This window comes from Labrenzia sp. THAF35, from assembly GCF_009363595.1.
Classification (GTDB): Bacteria; Pseudomonadota; Alphaproteobacteria; order Rhizobiales; family Stappiaceae; genus Roseibium; species Roseibium algicola.
The window spans coordinates 714,313-731,064 of sequence record NZ_CP045380.1 but is presented as its reverse complement, the minus strand read 5'-3'; the positions used below and the strand labels follow the sequence as shown (position 1 = coordinate 731,064).

Genomic DNA, 16,752 nt, shown 5'->3' with positions numbered 1-16,752 from the left:
ATGAAAGAGGCAAAGGCGACCAAAATGTCCCAATATGATCTCGTCGTCATCGGAACCGGTCCTGGCGGCTACGTCTGCGCGATCAAGGCTGCGCAGCTCGGCCTGAAAACGGCTGTCGTCGAAAAACGCGCAACGCTTGGCGGCACCTGCCTCAACATCGGCTGCATTCCGTCCAAGGCGCTGCTGCATGCCTCGGAAATGTTCGAGGAAGCCGGCCACGGTTTCGAAAAACTCGGCATCAAGGTCGCAAAGCCCAAGCTCGATCTGCCGGCGATGATGGAACACAAGACCGGTGTGGTCGATGCCAATGTGAACGGCGTTGCCTTCCTGATGAAGAAGAACAAGATCGACGTTCACACCGGTACCGGCAAGATCCTGGCCAAAGGCAAGGTCGAAGTTACCGATGCAGACGGCAAGGCAAGCGTACTGGAAACGAAGAACATCGTGATTGCCACCGGTTCCGACGTCATGCCGCTGCCGGGTGTCGAGATCGACGAGAAGCAGGTGGTCTCTTCCACCGGCGCTCTGGAACTGGACAAGGTGCCCGGCAAGCTGCTCGTCGTCGGTGGTGGTGTCATCGGCCTTGAGCTCGGCTCCGTCTGGAACCGTCTCGGGTCGGAAGTGACCGTGGTGGAGTTCATGGACAAGATCCTCGGCCCGATGGACGGTGACGTTTCCAAGAACTTCCAGCGCATGCTGAAAAAGCAGGGCATGGAATTCAAGCTGTCCTCCAAGGTCACGGGCGTCGAAAAGAAAGGCAAGGGCCTTGCCGTGACCGTAGAGCCGGCAAAGGGTGGCGATGCGCAGGTTCTCGAGGCCGACATCGTTCTGGTTGCCATCGGTCGCCGTCCATACACGGAAGGCCTGGGCCTTGATGGGGCAGGTGTTGCCCTGGACGAGCGCGGCCGCGTCAAGATCGACACCCACTACAAGACCAATGTCGACGGCATCTACGCCATCGGCGATGTGGTCGTCGGTCCGATGCTGGCCCACAAGGCCGAGGACGAAGGCGTTGCCGTTGCCGAAATGCTGGCAGGCCAGGCTGGTCACGTGAACTATGATGTCATCCCGGGTGTTGTCTACACCCAGCCGGAAGTCGCTTCCGTCGGCAAGACCGAGGAAGAACTGAAGGCGGCCGGCGTCGAGTACAAGACCGGCAAATTTGTCTTCTCCGCCAACGGCCGCGCGCGCGCCATGAACAAGACCGACGGCTTTGCCAAGGTTCTGGCGGACGCAAAGACCGACCGCGTGCTTGGTGTTCACATCGTCGGCTTCGGTGCCGGTGAGATGATCCACGAAGCTGCTGTCCTGATGGAGTTCGGTGGATCTTCCGAAGACCTTGCACGCACCTGCCACGCCCACCCGACCATGTCGGAAGCGGTCAAGGAAGCAGCCCTCGGCGCATTTGCGAAGTCGATCCACGCGTAATCAACGCTTGAACGATGTCTTTTCGATATCGGTCGGGGCATCCGGTCACCGGGTGCCCCGTAACATTTTTGTTGGATCGGCCGTCCTGCGGACCGGCAGACGCCATTCAAGTTTGAAGTTCTGCAAGTAAACGTAAAAAATGCCGCGCATCTGCAACTAATGCGCTAGAGTGTTGTCCTGTCAGGGGTGGTGCATTTCAACAAAAGGCAGGAGATGCTTTGCTTGAAAGGCAACGGGGCAACAATCAAAATCTGAATCTCACCCGCGACTGGCTGCCAGTCGTTGCAGGGGGCGTATTGCCGTTGGTTTGCGGCCTGGTGTTTTTCTGGCCGGAGCGAACCATTCCCTACGTGGATGACCTCTTCTTTATTCCCTGGGCATCCGAATTTGCGCAAACGGGCCGTCACTTGAATCCGCTTCTTGCGGTCCAGTTCCCGGGGCTGGAATCCTATCATCTCCAGCCAAGGCTTCATTTCATTCTGTCCGGATGGTTTTTGAAAGCCGCGGGGATCAGCACCGCGACAATCGTCCTGTACGAATTCCTCTGTTACGTGGCGACCAGCCTGGTCTTCGTGGTGTTCTGCCTCAGATTGAACCTTCGCACCGCTGCGCTTTTCACACCGTTGATCTTTGCGCCCATGTATGTCGTTTCCGGCTTCCGGCTGGAACTGACGGGTTCATTCATCTGGATGCTCGGGCTGCTGCTGGTCCTGCCGGTTGCAGTCAGGGCAGGTACGGGTGACACACGGCAGACCGGTCCGGAAACCGTTGCCGGCGTTGCGGGCACCGCGCTTTTGGGAATTGCTCCGCTGACTGCACTGTCCATGCTTGCCTGGAGTGTTGGCGTCATTGCCGTTCTTCAGATCTGGAGGCTCAGGACGCGGCAGGCAAGCCTCGTTCGTGTGCTGAGTGAAGGCCTTGTCGCCCTCGCGATTGCCGTTGCCCTGTTTGCGGTCTCGGTGAACTTCGAGTTCGCCGAGTTCTTCCGGCAGATCGCCTATCACTCCAGCCGGTCACATGGCTCCGGCAAGTTCAATGTGGAAGCGATCTTCCGGGCTGCCATGTTTGCAGGCGTATCTTGGGTTGTTTTCCGCAAGTCCCGCACTGCCGGGATAATCGGCTTTTGCCTTGCCGCTGGACAATTCTTCGGCGCCTTCGTGCATGACCGGCCGCTGATCCGGAATCTTGCGGCCGCAATGTTGTTTCTGCTGGCGGTCGACGTGCTGTTGAAAGACCGCTGGTACAGGGTGAAGCTTGGCCTTTGCGCCGCATTGGTGCTGGCGCTTTCCTCCAACTTCATCGTTTTCTATGTGCTGTCGGAACCGTTGCCGAACAGGCAAGCTGTGGTCGAGGCTTACCGGCAGGATCTGGCGGACGGAAAGCGGGTCTTTATCGACGAAACGATGGCCCACCATTTTCTGGATCAGAAAACGTCCGGTGCCCTGTCCTGGACCTGGGGAGGCACATTTCCCAAGGGGCGGCCGACCAGTATGGCAGACCTGAAGGAAGGCGACGTCTGGTATGTCAGCGAATATACCCTGCTCGGCTACCTGAAGGGCAGGCATGACGTTGCTGAAAGGGTTTGGCCGAAGAACGACTATCCCCACGTTCTCCAGTTCTCCTGCATTCTGGGCCGTCATTCCTGTAATCTGCCTGCCAAACGCTGGACAATGATGCGTCTGGAAAGGCTAGGGGGAACGGTGATGGCAACGGAACTCGGCTCAGGCGCCGAACCAAGACCGATAGACGAAAGCTAGCAGCACGCTCCCTGGCGGCTGCCACCGGAACGAACATGCGTGCCGTAGGGGAGACACGGGACTGGACAAGGCTTGCCTGAAGCCGGGCAAAAAGGCTTGTCAGTGCTCCTTCAGGCAGAGGCCATGGTCGCCGAAAGCCTTCAGAACGTTGCATTCGGTCACCGTGTGGTCGCCTTCGCAGCTTGTTGCGATGCGCTTCAACTCCGCCTCCAGTTTGCGCAGGTGGGCAATCCGCTGGCGCACTGCCTTCAACTGATCTTCGGCAATCCGGTTGGCGGTTTCGCACGGTTTGTCCGGATGCTGGCTGAGGTCTATCAAATCACGGATGGCCGGCATTGGCAGGCCGAGGTCGCGGCAATGCTTGATGAAGCCAAGCCTTTCCAGGTCGCTGGACCGGTAGCGCCTCTGGTTGCCCTCGCTGCGGATCGGCGCTTCCAGCAGGCCTTCATTTTCGTAATAACGAATCGTCGGAACCTTCACGCCGGTTCGTCTTGAAAGGTCACCAATTGAAAAATCCATAAAAAGCCTCTTGAAGCTCTAGTCACTATAGCAATTACAAGGGACAGGAACCGAAAATCAAGCGACTCGAACAAGGAGTGCATCATGGGTGCCTGTTGCGGACATTCCCACGGAACATTTGACGGAATGTCGAAGGACTATCGCCGCCGGCTCTGGCTGGTGATCGCGTTGAACGGTGGCATGTTCATCGTCGAGATGATTGCCGGCCAGGCAGCCGGCTCAAAGGCGCTGCAGGCCGACGCCCTCGATTTCTTCGGCGACGCGGTCACCTACGGCATATCATTGGCTGTCATTGGCGCATCGCTGAAGACCCGGGCCCTGGCCGCGCTTGCAAAGGGCACAAGCCTGTTTCTGATGGGCGTCTGGGTGGCTGCCACCACGCTCTATCAGGTGTTCGTGCTTGGCGTACCGCAGGCCGCGGTGATGGGCTCCATCGGCTTTCTGGCGCTGGCCGTAAACCTTGCCAGTGTCCTGCTGCTGGTCCGATACAAGGATGGTGATGCCAATGTGCGCTCCGTCTGGCTGTGTTCGCGCAACGATGCCATAGGCAACGTCGCCGTCATGCTGGCGGCCGCCGGTGTCTGGGGAACGGCAAGCGCTTGGCCGGACCTGATTGTCGCCGGTCTCATGGCAGCTCTCTTCGTCAGTTCCTCGGTCCAGATCCTGAGCCAGGCCATAAAGGAATACCGGCACAAGACGGAGCACGAAGTGGCGGCTGAATAATTCGCCCTTTCCGGAACATGACTCAAGCGGTGGTGCTTCCCAGATGCACCACCGTTATTTCCGGAGGAACACCGAATCGGACCGGCAGGATCGAGCAGCCAAGACCTCCGGAAACGATGAGGTGGCGGGGGTCCGTTTCAAGGCCCAGGTGCCTTGCCAGCCTCGTCCCTTCCGTTTCAACGATGTGGCCATAGGCGTAGCTTTTGACGCTGCGTTTGGGAAAGGCCGGTTTGTAGCCGAAACAGTTGACCTGCCCGCCATGGGTGTGACCGCTGAGCGTCAGGCTGACGCGGCCCGGCACTTCGCGGATGATGTCGGGTTCATGTGCCATCAGCAGCACGGGCGCATCGTCCGTCACCTGGGCAAGCGTGCCGGTCAGGTCATCCAAACCTTTCCAGCGGTGCCGTTTGATCTTGCGGTGCGGTCTCAGCGCCAACTGGTCGTCGACGCCGGCAAGCCAGAAAGCCTGGCCGTCCTTCTCGAACCGTTGAGCCCGGTTTTGGTAAAGGGGAATGCCGGCGTTCAGCAGCGCCTGACCATATCTGGTCGGCCCACCGCCAGTCAGCTGCGCGTCCGCGTCGTCCCACCAGTCGTGATTGCCGAGAATGGCGTGGGTCCCGAGCGGGGCCGACAGATCACCGAAGAGATCAGCCCACGCCTGTGGCGGGATCGGGTCGTATTGCCATTTGTGGCTGGCCACATAGTCGCCCAGCATCAGGATGATGTCGGGCTTCAGAGCGTTGGTCTGCCGGACGATGGAGCGAACCCGCTCCAACCCCATCCAGGGATCGCAGACATGCGGGTCGGCTATCAGCGCGGCTTTCAGTTTCAGCCCTCTGGGCCATCGTGGAGGCGTCAGGTGATAATGCTTCAGGCTGAGCCGAAAAGGCTCAACGCCAATCGCATAGGCAGGAGCGGAAACGGCACCCAGCATTGCAATGCCACAGGTTTGCAGGAAACGGCGTCTGGAAATCATGAGACTGTATCAACCGGTTCTTCAGGATAATCCCGAGTGAACCGGGCTATTGAGGCGTCGATACGGCCCGATGAAGGCAGGTTTCAGCAGATTTCGTGCAGACGGTATTCAGCCGAAAAAAAGCCCGCTGCGGAGCAGCGGGTCTTGGTCTGGAGCTTCTTTACCGGTGGGGGTCACTCCGACACGGCTTCGCCGGTGGTCGGCTGAATTACGGTCTCGCTTACGATTGCATCGCTGAGATCGTTGGTGGCGATGGCCACATCCGAGTCGGTGTCCGGGAGGACGGGCGTTTCCGCCACTGTCATCTGTTTGGACTGGGCTGTCTTGTTCCAGCTGCATGCAGCGGCCGGTGCAATTGCAAACGCGGTTACGGCAAGGGCCGCAATGCCGGTGCTCAATAGGCGCATGTTACATCTCCGTCCGTTGGCCTGCGCTACACTTGCGCAGTCTTACGTAAGGTAAGGAAAAACGGAGGTCTGACAAGGAAAAAGCGAAAGGCGATTGTCGTCGCACTGCCCTGACCGGTTACTCGCGCTGGAGATTGTAGGTGGTCTCGGTTCGCGGTTCGGACAGATCGTTGACGACGTTGATCACGTGAACATCCAGAAGCTCGCCAAAGGCCCGCAATGTCAGTTGCTTGCTGCTCAAGAAACCGATCAGCAGCACCTGGATGGCACCATCTGAGCGCATTTCCCCTTTGGTCCAGCCCCACTTGCAGTCACGCGGGATGCAGGAGGTGAATGCGCGTACGCGCACATGCACCGCTTCATTCTCGCAGCGGCTTTCCACCTCGACGCGCGAGATCTCCTTCGGCTTGGCATTCGCATTGACCCAGACGCCGTCTTCGGGAAGTGGGCAGTAGACGCGCTGCGCCAGCGAGGGCGCTGCCGACAGTAGAAGAAGACCGGCTGCGAGTAGTATCAGACGCATGCGTTATCTCCCGGCGAAACAGGCTGTTTCAGCAACCTAACCGTTTGTGGCGGAAGCGGCTACAACGGAGTTGGAACTAACATGGGAATCGAACGAAATTCCCCGCAAACAACAGAGACTTATCATGCAATCACTCGAAACGTCGCGGTTTCGTCTGCGCTTGCCGGAAGAACCGGACTTTCCAGTCTACAAGGCGTTCTACGAGAACGGCGAGGCCTCACACTTCTATGGTGGTCCGTTGCGCGCGGACTCTGCCTGGCGCGTGTTGGCAAGCCACCTCGGCCACTGGCAACTGCGCGGCTATGGCATGTGGGTTATTGAACCGAAAACGGGGGCAGATATCATCGGTGGTTGCGGCTTCGTTTGGCCCGAAGGCTGGCCAAGACGGGAGCTGACCTGGTGGCTGATGCCCCAGGCACGCGGCACCGGTGCAGCCGTGGAAGTTTCGCAGGCGGCAATCCGCCATGCTTACGAAGTCTATGGCTGGCCTCTGGTTGAAACGCATATGAAGGATGACAACGAGGCAGCAAGGGGATTGGTGCGCAAACTTGGCGGCGAGCCGATTGCGCGCGAGATGTTTCCTGATGGCAAGGAACGGACAGTCTACGGATTTCCGAAACCTGACGGATCCTAACGGCGCGGATGAGCCTTGTCGTAGGCAGACAGGAGATGGGCGCTGTCGATTTCCGTATAGATCTGCGTTGAGGCAAGACTGGCGTGGCCGAGCAGTTCCTGGATAGTCCTGAGATCACCGCCGCCAGCCAGCAGATGTGTGGCAAAGGAATGGCGCAGGGCATGCGGGGTCGCGCTGTCCGGCAGGCCCAATGCACCGCGCAGGCGTGCCATGGCCAGTTGGATCATGCGCGGGTTCAGCGGACCGCCGCGGGCACCGAGAAACAGGGGGCCATCGGGCGAAATCGCATAAGGGCAAAGTTTCAGATAGTGCTCCACCGCCTGGCAGACCGCCGGCAGGATCGGGACAATCCGCTCCTTGCCGCCTTTGCCGACGACACGAAGTGTCTTCGTTCCGTTTTTGGGGGCCATGGCACCGGTCAGCGACAACGCTTCCGAAATCCGCAGGCCGCAGCCGTAGAGCAGGGTCAGGACGGCGGCGTTGCGGGCTTCCAGCCACGGCTCGCGTTCCATCGCCAGGTCACCGCTGGTCACGTTGATGGCGTCCTTGGAGGAGACGGGTTTCGGCAGGGATCGGGCCTGCCGTGGTGGCCGTACGGCGGAAGACGCCGCAGCGTTCACTTCGCCCCGCCGCTCCAGGTACCTGAGGAACGACCGGATCCCGGCAAGGCCGCGGGCGAGCGATCGGCTCTGGGCACCGTCACGGCGGCGGCTTGCCAGAAAACCTCGAAAGTCGGCCGGGCGGAGCGCTGCAATTTCCTTGAGGTCCGGTGCCCCGCCCAGATGGTTGGTCAGGAACCGCAGGAACTGGCGCAGGTCGCGTTCGTAGGCAAGCAGGGTCTTGTCGGAAAGGCGTCGCTCATCGGACAGGTGGTCAAGCCACTGGTCGATGCGGCGGTTGAGTTCCGGCCGGGCGGTGACGAGCAGCGATTCGGATTTGGAGGATGCGGCACACATGGTGCCAATGTGATGCCGGATCTCCAACGGTTCCGTTAACATCGCGCCACATGGCGGCTATTTTTCGTCAAACCGGCCGACAGATGGTCCTCCCCCCACCAGGAGGTGAACAGGACCGTCGAGATCTCCGAGCCTGACCGACTTGTCCCCCAACACCAGGCAAAAGGAATTGGAGCGTCCTGTTGCCCTTGGCAGGCACTGGAAACGGCAAACAAAAACGGCCCGGAAATCCGGGCCGTTCGTTTGTCTTAAAGGTCGGTGATCAGAGAATGCTCTGGCCGGTCTTGGCCCAATCGGCCAGGAAAGCTTCAAGGCCCTTGTCGGTCAGCGGATGCTTGACCAGTGCCTTCAGCGTTGCCGGCGGTACGGTCGCGACGTCGGCGCCGATGATGGCGCAATCCTTCACGTGGTTCGGCGTGCGGATCGACGCAGCCAGAATTTCCGTGTCGAAGCCGTAGTTGTCGTAGATCACGCGGATTTCGCGGATCAGCTCAAGCCCGTCGGCATGAATATCATCCAGACGGCCGATGAATGGCGAAATGTAGGTTGCACCGGCCTTGGCTGCGAGCAGGGCCTGGTTGGCCGAGAAGCACAGGGTGACGTTGGTCTTGGTGCCTTCTTCGGTCAGCTGCTTGCACGCCTTCAGGCCATCGAACGTCAGCGGCAGCTTGATGACCACGTTGTTTGCGATCGCGCCAAGGACGTGTGCTTCCTTCATGATCGTGTCGAAATCGGTTGCGGCCACTTCGGCGGAAACATCGCCTTCGGTGATGGCGCAGATTTCTGCGATGACTTCCTTGAAGTCCCGACCGGACTTTGCGATCAGCGAGGGGTTGGTGGTGACACCGTCAAGGAGGCCGGTTGCTTCCAGTTCCTTGATTTCAGCCGTGTCGGCCGTATCGACGAAGAATTTCATCTGTCTTTACTCCCTGTAGGGCTACCGGAGCGTCGCCGGAAACCTGGTCCCGGCTAGCGGGACAAAACGATTGCGTGGTCAGCTGGGCTCTCTTTACCCTAGGATGATGACAAGAAGAACCCCTGATTCTCTGGTGGACGAAATTTTTGCGGTACGTACCTCAAGAATGGCGAGGCTTGATCCCGGCGACCGGACGGGCAATGTCACGCCAGGGTTCGGGCTGTGCCTGGCGCATGGTTTCGCGGCCGTTCCCGGAGCGATGAGGACCTGACACCCAGTGCTGTTCGACGATCCAGATTTCCAGGAAACCATTGCCAGCGTGCTGGTGCCGGTCGCGGTTGCGGGGGCCTATACCTACAAGGTTCCCCCCGGCCAGTCCGTGGTTCCGGGCACCATCGTCAAGGTACCGCTCGGCCCGCGCGAGGTGATCGGCGCTGTCTGGGATATCCAGCCGGACGCGGCCATCAATCCAAAGAAACTGAAGACCATTTCCCATGTCTACGACAAGACGCCGCCGCTTGATGATGATCTGCGCCGGTTCGTCGACTGGGTAGCGAACTGGACACTTGGCGCTCCGGGGATGGTGCTGCGCATGGTGTTGCGGTCCGAAGAAGCGCTGGAGCCGGAGGCACCCGTTCCCGGTGTCCGCCGTATCGAAGGTGCCGAGCCGGATCGTCTGACGCCGGCACGCGGGCGCGTTCTGGCGACCATGGAAGACGGCTTTGCCTGGACGAAAAGCGGCCTTGCCCATGCTGCCGGCGTGTCCGCTTCCGTCATCGACGGCCTGCTTCAGCAAGATGTCCTGGAAACCGTCCTGATGCCGGCGGCTCCTCCGCCGCCGAAACCGCAACTGGACTACGCGCAAAAACCGCTGACCCCGGCGCAGCAGGCCGCGGCAGACGGCCTGACGGCCTGTTTCGGCAAGGGTGGGGCCGTTGCCCTGATCGACGGTGTCACCGGCTCGGGCAAGACGGAAGTCTATTTCGAGGCGATTGCCGAAGCCTTGCGCCGGGGAAAGCAGGCGCTGGTGCTGCTGCCTGAAATCGCACTCACCGAACAGTTCCTGCGGCGCTTCGAACAACGCTTCGGGGTCTATCCGGCCGAGTGGCATTCCCAGATCACGGTCAAGAACCGGTCGCGGGTCTGGCGCGGGGTGGCCTCCGGTGATGTGCGGGTGGTGATAGGGGCCCGCTCCTCGCTGTTTCTGCCGTTCAAGGAACTGGGCCTGATCATTGTGGACGAAGAACACGATGCAGCCTTCAAGCAGGACGACCGGGTGCCTTACAGCGCACGCGACATGGCTGTTGTCCGCGGCCATCTCTCCGGCTTCCCCGTTGTTCTGGCGTCGGCCACGCCATCCGTGGAAAGCATCGTCAACGCAGAGGTCGGCCGCTACAAGCTGTTCGAGCTGCCCGAACGGGCATCCGGTGCTGCCCTGCCGGACCTCATGGCCATCGATATGCGCCAGGACGGGCCGGAACGCGGACGCTGGCTGGCACCTGGCCTGGTCCACGGCATCGCCGGCACCTTCGCCGAAGGGGGGCAGTCGCTACTGTTTCTCAATCGGCGCGGTTATGCACCGCTGACCCTTTGCCGTACCTGCGGCCACAGGTTCCAATGCGCTCATTGCAGCGCCTGGCTGGTGGAGCATCGTTTTCAGAAAAAACTCGTCTGCCACCACTGCGGCCATCAGGAGCCGGTTCCCAAGGCCTGTCCGTCCTGCCAGTCGGTAGACAGTCTGGTTGCCTGCGGTCCCGGCGTGGAAAGAATCGCCGAGGAAGTGACCGAGCTCTTTCCGCAGGCGCGTGTGCTCGTGCTTTCGTCGGATATTGCCGGCGGGCCGGATCGGCTGAAGCGCGAAATGAAGATTGTCGAGGAAGGCGGGGCCGACATCGTCATCGGCACGCAGCTGGTCGCCAAGGGGCATAACTTCCCGCTCATGAAACTGGTTGGCGTGGTGGATGCGGACCTTGGCCTTGCCCATGGCGATCCGAGAGCTGCGGAAAAAACCTTCCAGCTGCTTGCCCAGGTGACGGGCCGTGCGGGCCGCGTCACCGGCGGCGGCAAGGGTTTCCTGCAGACTTACAATGCCGATCACCCCGTCATCAAGGCGCTGCTTTCAAGCGACAAGAAGGCGTTCTACCAGGCCGAGATCGAGGCAAGGCGGGCAGCAGGTCTGCCGCCGTTCGGGCGTCTTGCCGCCGTCATCGTCTCCGGACCAGACAGAGGATATGCGGAAGGCTTCTCAAGGGCCCTTGCCCGTGCCGCACCGCCGGATCAGGCCGTTACGCTCCTTGGGCCTGCGGAAGCCGCCCTTGCCATGGTGCGCGGACGCTATCGTTTCCGCCTGCTGGCAATGGCCCCCCGCCAGTACGATCTGCAGGCCTATCTGCGGCATTGGCTGAGCATCGGCCCGAAGCCCACAAAGGGGCTGCGCCTGCAAGTGGACATCGACCCGCAGCATTTTCTTTAGGTGGTTTTTGCGTTCATCGGGAAAAGCGCCTGCCGTTCATACGAGTTCGGCGTGGGAGAATCGGGTGGAACCGCAGGGGCATTGTTTGCAATTGTGGCAACGCTGCTGACGGCAATAATCCCGCCTTCCGCGCAGCTGCGGCAAAAACGCCCTCCTGGCTTGCCCCTTTCAGCCCTGTGCAAAGGCCTTTTCGCCTGCTCTGCAGAAAACCGTCTAAAGGTTTATGACGGTGCGGAGACGTTGATCTGAAACGTTTTTTATCGACCTTTGACAAAAAACACCGAGGAATCGGCAATAACAGTCTTTAGGCGAAGTTGCACACTGAGAAACCCTGTGCTAATTGAGGCGCGGCTTTGGGGGCAGCGGTTTAACCGTCATACCTTCTGACCTTGAAATCATTCATTTTTTCAATGCTTTGCGAGCGCTAGCCGTTTCGTGGGCATGAAAAACGTCAGAGAGCACGGACCTGGTGACTGACAACGTATCTCTCGTATCCGGCGTGGCACAGCGTTATGCGTCCGCCCTTCTCGACCTCGCCGAAGGCGAAGGTGTAACGGCTGACGTGGAGCGGGATCTGACAGCTTTCGAAGGCATGCTTGCCGAAAGCGAAGATCTCGTCCGTCTCGTGAAAAGCCCGGTATTCAGTGTGGAGGAGCAGCTTGCAGCGCTTACCGCACTTCTCGACAAGGCAGGCATCAAAGGCCTGGCTGCTAATTTCGTGAAGCTGGCAGCCCGTAACCGGCGCCTCTTCGTTCTTCCCGGCATGATCAAGGCATTCCGCACCCTGCTTGCGCAAAAGCGTGGTGAGGAAACGGCTGAGGTAACCTCCGCAGCTGCCCTTTCCGACGATCATGTCGCTGCCCTGAAAGAAGCTCTCTCGGCTTCCACGGGCAAATCTGTAAACATCGTGGCAAAGGTTGATCCTGCCCTGATCGGTGGCCTCGTGGTCAAGGTCGGCTCCCGCATGATCGACACATCGCTGCGTACCAAGCTCAATTCACTCAAGTTCGCGATGAAAGAGGTCGGCTGATGGATATTCGGGCCGCGGAAATCTCCGCAATCCTCAAGGACCAGATCAAGAGCTTTGGCCAGGAAGCCGAAGTTTCTGAAGTCGGTCAGGTGCTCTCCGTCGGTGACGGTATCGCCCGTGTTTATGGTCTGGACAAAGTCCAGGCTGGTGAAATGGTCGAATTCCCGGGTGGTATCAAGGGCATGGCCCTGAACCTGGAAACCGACAACGTTGGTGTCGTTATCTTCGGCTCCGACCGTGATATTAAAGAAGGCGACACCGTCAAGCGGACCGGCGCCATCGTGGAAGTGCCGGTCGGCAAGGGCCTCCTGGGCCGCGTTGTTGACCCGCTCGGCAACCCGATCGACGGCAAAGGCCCGATCGAGGCAACCGAAAAGCGCCGCGTGGACGTCAAGGCGCCGGGCATTCTGCCGCGCAAGTCCGTGCATGAGCCGATGTCTACCGGCCTGAAAGCCATCGACGCCCTGATCCCGGTTGGCCGTGGTCAGCGCGAGCTGGTCATCGGTGACCGTCAGACCGGCAAGACCGCGATCATTCTCGACACCTTCCTGAACCAGAAGCCGCTGCATGCTTCTGACGACGAAGACGCCAAGCTGTACTGCATCTACGTTGCTGTCGGCCAGAAGCGCTCCACCGTCGCTCAGTTCGTGAAGACCCTGGAAGACGCCGGCGCGCTGGAATACTCCATCGTCGTCGCCGCTACCGCTTCCGACGCTGCTCCGCTGCAGTTCCTGGCACCGTTTGCCGGCTGCGCGATGGGCGAGTTCTTCCGTGACAACTCCATGCACGCAGTGATCGGCTACGACGATCTGACCAAGCAGGCTGTGGCCTACCGTCAGATGTCCCTGCTGCTCCGTCGTCCGCCGGGACGTGAAGCTTTCCCGGGTGACGTTTTCTACCTGCACTCCCGTCTGCTGGAACGTGCTGCGAAGCTGAACGAAGACCATGGCAAGGGCTCTCTGACCGCACTGCCGGTTATTGAAACCCAGGGCAACGACGTGTCCGCGTTTATTCCGACCAACGTGATCTCGATCACCGACGGTCAGATCTTCCTGGAAACGGATCTGTTCTACCAGGGTATCCGCCCGGCCGTGAACGTTGGTCTGTCGGTGTCCCGCGTGGGTTCCTCCGCTCAGATCAAGGCGATGAAACAGGTTGCCGGCCCGATTAAGGGTGAACTGGCTCAGTACCGCGAAATGGCGGCCTTTGCTCAGTTCGGCTCCGACCTCGACGCCACGACCCAGCGCCTCCTGAACCGTGGTGCACGTCTGACCGAACTTCTGAAGCAGCCGCAGTTCTCGCCGCTGAAGACCGAAGAACAGGTTGCAGTCATCTATGCCGGCGTGAACGGCTACCTGGATGCAATCCCGGTGAACCGCGTGAAGGACTTCGAAGAAGGCCTGCTTCTGTTCCTTCGTGGCGAGCACAAAGCGCTGCTCGACGCCATCTGGGAGAAGAAGGCACTCGACGACGAGCTGACTGGCAAGCTGAAAGCTGCCATCGACGCGTTCGCCAAGAACTTCGCTTAAGACCACGCCGGGATAAGGAGCAGGGGCGGCCATGCCGAGCCTGAAGGACTTACGAAACCGCATCGCTTCCGTTAAGGCGACGCAGAAAATCACCAAGGCCATGCAAATGGTGGCCGCGGCGAAGCTGCGTCGTGCTCAGGAAGCTGCGGAGGCCGCTCGCCCCTATGCGGAACGCATGGGTGCGGTGCTGGCCAACCTCGCGGTGGCCTTCGAGGGGCGCGACGACGCTCCGAAGCTCATGTCCGGCACCGGCAATGACCAGGTTCATCTCCTGCTCGTTGCCACGGCCGAACGTGGGCTGTGTGGGGGCTTCAACACCAACATTGCCAAGCTTGCGCGTGAAAAAGCGCGCAGCCTGCTGAAGCAGGGCAAGACGGTCAAGATCATCTGTGTCGGCAAGAAGGGCTACGACGCTCTGAAGCGCGAGCTCGGCCAGCACATCATCAAGACCATCGACCTGCGCAGTGTTAAGAACGTTGGCTTCAACAACGCGGACGACATCGGCCGCGAAGTGCTCTCCATGTACGACAATGGCGAGTTCGACGTTTGCACGCTGTTCTATTCGACTTTCAAATCCGTGATCGCGCAGGAACCGACTGCAACTCAGCTGATCCCGGCCCATTTCGAGGCTGGCAGCACTGATGCAGGCGCAGGTGCCAACGCGGTTTACGAATATGAACCGGAAGAGACAGAGATCCTTGCGGATCTGCTGCCGCGCAACATCTCCGTTCAGATTTTCCGGGCACTTCTGGAAAATGCTGCGTCTGAACAGGGTGCACGTATGTCCGCAATGGACAACGCGACCCGCAACGCCGGCGAGATGATCGACAAACTGACGATCAACTACAACCGCCAGCGCCAGGCTCAGATTACGACGGAACTGATTGAAATTATCTCGGGCGCGGAAGCGCTCTAACGGGATCGAGACGAGGATTAGGGATATGGCTGACAAAAAGGTCGGACGGATCACCCAGGTCATCGGCGCCGTTGTCGACGTCAAGTTCGATGACCACCTGCCGCTGATCCTGAACGCTCTTGAAGTTGACAACCAGGGCACGCGTCTTGTGCTTGAAGTTGCTCAGCACCTTGGCGAAAACACGGTACGTACCATCGCGATGGACTCCACCGAGGGTCTGGTGCGCGGTCAGGAAGTGGTCGACACCGATGCACCGATCGTGGTGCCGGTTGGCGACGGCACCCTGGGCCGTATCATGAACGTGATTGGCGAGCCGGTCGACGAAGCCGGTGAGATCCCGCACGAAAGCAAGCGTGCGATCCACCAGGACGCTCCGGAGTTCATCGAACAGTCCACCGAAGCTGAAATCCTTGTGACGGGCATCAAGGTCGTTGACCTTCTGGCTCCGTACGCAAAGGGCGGTAAGATCGGCCTGTTCGGCGGCGCCGGCGTGGGCAAGACCGTTCTCATCATGGAACTGATCAACAACGTCGCCAAGGCGCACGGCGGTTACTCCGTGTTCGCAGGTGTTGGCGAGCGTACTCGTGAAGGTAACGACCTTTACTGGGAAATGATCGAATCCGGCGTGAACAAGGAAGGCGGCGGAGAAGGCTCCAAGGCTGCGCTGGTTTACGGCCAGATGAACGAGCCCCCGGGAGCCCGTGCACGTGTTGCTCTGACCGGTCTGACCGTTGCAGAACACTTCCGTGACCAGGGCCAGGACGTGCTGTTCTTCGTGGACAACATCTTCCGCTTTACCCAGGCAGGTTCCGAAGTGTCCGCACTTCTCGGCCGTATCCCGTCCGCTGTGGGCTACCAGCCGACGCTGGCCACCGACATGGGCGGCATGCAGGAGCGCATCACCACCACGAACAAGGGCTCGATCACGTCCGTGCAGGCCGTGTACGTTCCGGCCGATGACTTGACCGACCCGGCACCGGCTTCGACCTTTGCTCACTTGGACGCAACGACGGTTCTTAACCGCTCGATCGCTGAAAAAGGCATCTACCCGGCTGTGGATCCGCTGGACTCCACGTCCCGTATGCTTGATGCCCGCATCATCGGTGAAGAGCACTACGAAACGGCTCGTGCGGTTCAGGTTACTCTGCAGCGCTACAAGGCTCTGCAGGACATCATCGCCATCCTGGGCATGGACGAACTGTCTGAAGAAGACAAACTCACCGTTGCCCGCGCACGTAAGATCGAGCGCTTCCTGTCCCAGCCGTTCTTCGTGGCTGAAGTCTTCACCGGTTCTCCGGGCAAGCTGGTTGCACTCGAAGACACCATCAAGGGCTTCAAGGGTCTGGTCGAAGGTGAATACGACCACCTGCCGGAAGCTGCTTTCTACATGGTTGGCTCCATCGATGAAGCCATCGAGAAAGCACAGCGCCTGGCTGCTGAAGCCGCTTGATCGGCGAATTGACCGGACGCCCGTTATCGGGCGTCCGTCTTCTTCATGCTTGATGGCTTGCCATCAGAATTAGACTGACAAGGAAGACGCCAAATGGCTGAACTTTTCCAGTTTGAGTTGGTCTCGCCGGAGCGCCAGCTCCTCTCCGAACAGGTCGCAGAGGTCGTTGTACCGGGCGCCGAAGGCGAGTTTGGCGTTCTGAAGAACCATGCCCCGTTCATCTCCACCATCCTGCCGGGCATCCTGAAGGTGCGCAGCAGCGAAAATGGTGGCTGGGACGAATATTTCGTCCGCGGTGGTTTTGCCGATGTTGCAGCAGGCGGTCTCACCGTTCTGGCCGAACAGGCCGTTCCGGTTGGCGAGATCAGCCGTGAGCAGCTCGACCAGGCAATCCAGGATGCGCAGGAAGATGTTTCCGACGCCAAGGACGATGCCTCGCGGCAGAAAGCCGAAATGACACTGGCTCAGCTCAAGGACGTCGCAGAAGCCCTCACCAAGGCCTGATACGACCCCCT

Annotated in this window: 16 protein-coding genes; 10 read left to right on the top strand and 6 right to left on the bottom strand. The window is 59.9% G+C overall.

Annotated features, from left to right (window positions below; genetic code table 11):
- Window positions 1-24: 24 nt before the first annotated feature.
- Entirely contained in the window at window positions 25-1,428 is a 1,404-nt protein-coding gene (gene lpdA / locus FIU93_RS03395) for a dihydrolipoyl dehydrogenase (RefSeq protein WP_031268678.1), read from the top strand.
- Window positions 1,429-1,724: 296 nt separating this feature from the next.
- Window positions 1,725-3,185 (top strand): hypothetical protein, encoded by a 1,461-nt coding sequence (locus FIU93_RS03390; protein WP_152504825.1) that lies wholly within the window; start codon window positions 1,725-1,727, stop codon window positions 3,183-3,185.
- 99 nt (window positions 3,186-3,284) lie between these two features.
- Here the strand turns inward: FIU93_RS03390 and FIU93_RS03385 are convergent, their stop codons facing one another.
- Window positions 3,285-3,704: a helix-turn-helix domain-containing protein gene (locus FIU93_RS03385; RefSeq protein WP_152504824.1), complete on the bottom strand. Its 420-nt coding sequence runs from the start codon at window positions 3,702-3,704 to the stop codon at window positions 3,285-3,287.
- Between the two features lie 84 nt (window positions 3,705-3,788).
- Between FIU93_RS03385 and FIU93_RS03380 the strand changes: the two genes are divergently transcribed.
- Window positions 3,789-4,427 carry a cation transporter gene (locus FIU93_RS03380; protein ID WP_031268677.1) on the top strand — a complete coding sequence of 213 codons (639 nt, stop codon included), beginning with the start codon at window positions 3,789-3,791 and terminating at the stop codon, window positions 4,425-4,427.
- A 22-nt stretch (window positions 4,428-4,449) separates the two neighbouring features.
- On the opposite strand, the gene FIU93_RS03375 is transcribed toward FIU93_RS03380, so the two are convergent.
- From FIU93_RS03375 to FIU93_RS03365, 3 genes are all read right to left on the bottom strand, one after another.
- Entirely contained in the window at window positions 4,450-5,403 is a 954-nt protein-coding gene (locus FIU93_RS03375; RefSeq protein ID WP_152504823.1) for a metallophosphoesterase, read from the bottom strand.
- Window positions 5,404-5,576: 173 nt separating this feature from the next.
- Entirely contained in the window at window positions 5,577-5,810 is a 234-nt protein-coding gene (locus FIU93_RS03370; RefSeq protein WP_139314047.1) for a hypothetical protein, read from the bottom strand.
- A 118-nt stretch (window positions 5,811-5,928) separates the two neighbouring features.
- The gene (locus FIU93_RS03365; protein ID WP_055657199.1) at window positions 5,929-6,333 is read right to left on the bottom strand and encodes a hypothetical protein; all 405 of its coding nucleotides are present in this window, start codon (window positions 6,331-6,333) and stop codon (window positions 5,929-5,931) included.
- Window positions 6,334-6,457: 124 nt separating this feature from the next.
- On the opposite strand from FIU93_RS03365, the gene FIU93_RS03360 reads away from it, so the two are divergent.
- A complete protein-coding gene (locus FIU93_RS03360; RefSeq protein ID WP_152504822.1) occupies window positions 6,458-6,967 on the top strand; it encodes a GNAT family N-acetyltransferase in 510 nt (169 codons plus the stop codon).
- Here the strand turns inward: FIU93_RS03360 and FIU93_RS03355 are convergent.
- Entirely contained in the window at window positions 6,964-7,923 is a 960-nt protein-coding gene (locus FIU93_RS03355; protein ID WP_152507484.1) for a tyrosine recombinase XerC, read from the bottom strand. The genes FIU93_RS03360 and FIU93_RS03355 overlap by 4 nt on opposite strands.
- 262 nt (window positions 7,924-8,185) lie before the next feature.
- Entirely contained in the window at window positions 8,186-8,839 is a 654-nt protein-coding gene (gene fsa / locus FIU93_RS03350; protein WP_022999000.1) for a fructose-6-phosphate aldolase, read from the bottom strand.
- A 277-nt stretch (window positions 8,840-9,116) separates the two neighbouring features.
- On the opposite strand from fsa, the gene FIU93_RS03345 reads away from it, so the two are divergent.
- The 6 genes from FIU93_RS03345 to FIU93_RS03320 all read left to right on the top strand — a co-directional run bounded on the left by FIU93_RS03345 (window position 9,117) and on the right by FIU93_RS03320 (window position 16,741).
- The gene (locus tag FIU93_RS03345) at window positions 9,117-11,312 is read left to right on the top strand and encodes a primosomal protein N' (RefSeq protein WP_152504821.1); all 2,196 of its coding nucleotides are present in this window, start codon (window positions 9,117-9,119) and stop codon (window positions 11,310-11,312) included.
- A gap of 469 nt (window positions 11,313-11,781) precedes the next feature.
- Entirely contained in the window at window positions 11,782-12,342 is a 561-nt protein-coding gene (locus tag FIU93_RS03340; protein WP_022998997.1) for a F0F1 ATP synthase subunit delta, read from the top strand.
- Window positions 12,342-13,871, top strand: a complete 1,530-nt coding sequence (gene atpA, locus FIU93_RS03335; protein WP_022998996.1) for a F0F1 ATP synthase subunit alpha — start codon at window positions 12,342-12,344, stop codon at window positions 13,869-13,871. The genes FIU93_RS03340 and atpA overlap by 1 nt, the downstream gene beginning before the upstream one ends.
- 31 nt (window positions 13,872-13,902) lie before the next feature.
- Window positions 13,903-14,787: a F0F1 ATP synthase subunit gamma gene (locus tag FIU93_RS03330; protein ID WP_023014438.1), complete on the top strand. Its 885-nt coding sequence runs from the start codon at window positions 13,903-13,905 to the stop codon at window positions 14,785-14,787.
- Window positions 14,788-14,803: 16 nt separating this feature from the next.
- Complete coding sequence (gene atpD / locus FIU93_RS03325) at window positions 14,804-16,237, top strand: F0F1 ATP synthase subunit beta (protein WP_173013971.1); 1,434 nt, start codon at window positions 14,804-14,806, stop codon at window positions 16,235-16,237.
- A gap of 93 nt (window positions 16,238-16,330) precedes the next feature.
- A complete protein-coding gene (locus FIU93_RS03320) occupies window positions 16,331-16,741 on the top strand; it encodes a F0F1 ATP synthase subunit epsilon (RefSeq protein ID WP_022998993.1) in 411 nt (136 codons plus the stop codon).
- Window positions 16,742-16,752 lie beyond the last annotated feature (11 nt).